Below are 1,735 nucleotides of genomic sequence, written 5' to 3'. Positions count from 1 at the left end.
GCGTTTGCCCGTCCCAAGCTTTGCAGAAGCGGAGGACGCGGCATGCGCCTCATCGGACTTTCCATCATCGGTCTCGCGACCGCCGCGACGCTCGGCGGTTGCGCGAGCAGCAGGTATGACAGCTGGGCCGACGCCTGCCGGCGCGACTACGAACGCAACCGGGCCGCAGCCACCGCCGCCGGCGCCGTGATCGGCGCGGGCGCGGGCGCCGCCATCGCCAAGGACGACGCGGTCGGGGCGGCCGTCGGCGCCGCGGCGGGCGCAGCCGTCGCCAACCAGATCGCCAAGCGCGACGACCCGTGCGGCTACGGCTTCGCCGGCTATCCGTACGACCGCCGCTACGGCTACTGGGACGACCGCACGGGCATGTGGCGCCGCTACTAGACCTTGACCACCAGCTCCAGGCCGCCCTGGAACGGCAGGGTCATGGTCTTCAGTCCGTTCGCAGGCTCGTTCACGAACTCGAAGAAGTGACGGTAGGCGTGGCGGAAGAAGTCGCCGGTGTTGTCGGCGACCACGATGGCGCCCGGCCGCAGGTGAGGGTGCACCAGCTCCAGCGCCGGGCGTGCCATCTCGGTCCAGATGTCCATCAGGACGAAGTCGACCGGACCCTCGATGACTTTCAGCGTTTCGCGCAGGTCGCCTTCGCGCAGGTCGATGAGGTCGGCGACGCCGGCGGCCTCGAAGTTGGTCCGCGCGGCTGCAGCCTTGGCGGGCTCGTACTCGGTGCCGATGACCACGCCGCCGCCGTTGGCCCGCACCGCGTCGGCCAAATAGAGCGTCGAGACGCCGAACGAGGTGCCCACCTCGACCACGCGCGTCGCCCGCAGCGCGCGGCACAGCATGGCACAGAACTCGGCCTTGATCGGCTCCAGGGCGACCATCTTGTCGGCCATGAAGCGGTTGGCCGCGTCGTCGAGGCCGTCCCAGCTCAGGTCGCCCTTCTTGGCGCGCTCGCCGAAGTAGCGGTTGGTCTCCGCTTCCTGTGCGGTGCTCTGCGCCTGCAGCGCGTCGATGCGGTCCTGCAGGGCGGTGTCGGTCAGTACGCTCATTCCCAGGTTCCTTGCTCGTATTGCATGGCGCCCGCGACGTTGCCCTCGCTGTCGCGGAAGAAGATCAGCTCGCCCATGCCCTCGATGCGGAACGGCTGCATGAGCAGCGCGCCGCCGTGGGCCTCGATGGCGGCGATCGTGGCGGCGAGGTCCTCGACGCCGTAGGTGATCTCGTGTCCGGGCATCCGCTGGCCGCCGACGTCGCGCCGCCCTTGCAGGGCGCCGAGGTGGCCGCCGCCGCTGGAGCGGGTCTGGTAGAAGCCGGGCGGTCCCCACGGCGTGAAGGTCCAGCCGAAGACCTCCTCGTAGAACCGTTTGGCGCGGGGCACGTCGTCGGCGTTGATGGCGAAGTGGCGCAACGTTGCGGGCATGCCGGCCTCCTTGTCGGATCACACCGGTACGACTTCGCTTGGCGGCGCGCTTGCGCTAGTCTGACGAATTATGTCGCTGACGCGCCAAAACGCCCGGGACATCGACGGCTACCCGGTCCGCGGCCTGGCGGTGACCTACCGCGATGGCCACCGGCTGGACCGCCACACCCATCCGTGGGCGCAGCTCGTCTACGCAGCCACGGGCACAATGCGGGTGGCGACGCCTGACGCGGCGTGGCTGGCGCCGCCCACGCGGGCGATCTGGGCGCCCGGCGGCGTGCCGCACGAGATCGAGATGCGCGGGACCGTGGC

4 protein-coding genes are annotated in these 1,735 nt (G+C 70.3%); 2 read left to right on the top strand and 2 right to left on the bottom strand.

Going from position 1 to position 1,735, the window contains the following annotated elements:
- Positions 1-42: 42 nt before the first annotated feature.
- Positions 43-384 carry a hypothetical protein gene (locus tag VGD44_RS05990; protein ID WP_331084903.1) on the top strand — a complete coding sequence of 114 codons (342 nt, stop codon included), beginning with the start codon at positions 43-45 and terminating at the stop codon, positions 382-384.
- Here VGD44_RS05990 and VGD44_RS05985 read toward each other — a convergent pair.
- Together VGD44_RS05985 and VGD44_RS05980 are read right to left on the bottom strand one after the other, a co-directional pair.
- Positions 381-1,052 (bottom strand): O-methyltransferase, encoded by a 672-nt coding sequence (locus VGD44_RS05985; RefSeq protein WP_331084900.1) that lies wholly within the window; start codon positions 1,050-1,052, stop codon positions 381-383. The genes VGD44_RS05990 and VGD44_RS05985 overlap by 4 nt on opposite strands.
- Positions 1,049-1,423: a VOC family protein gene (locus VGD44_RS05980; protein WP_331084898.1), complete on the bottom strand. Its 375-nt coding sequence runs from the start codon at positions 1,421-1,423 to the stop codon at positions 1,049-1,051. The genes VGD44_RS05985 and VGD44_RS05980 overlap by 4 nt, the downstream gene beginning before the upstream one ends.
- 70 nt (positions 1,424-1,493) lie before the next feature.
- Here VGD44_RS05980 and VGD44_RS05975 point away from each other — a divergent pair.
- A partial coding sequence (locus VGD44_RS05975; RefSeq protein WP_331084896.1) for an AraC family ligand binding domain-containing protein occupies positions 1,494-1,735 on the top strand: 242 nt, incomplete at its 3' end.

The organism is Phenylobacterium sp. (genome assembly GCF_036402295.1).
GTDB lineage: Bacteria > Pseudomonadota > Alphaproteobacteria > Caulobacterales > Caulobacteraceae > Phenylobacterium.
This window is presented reverse-complemented; position numbering and strand designations above follow the sequence as displayed.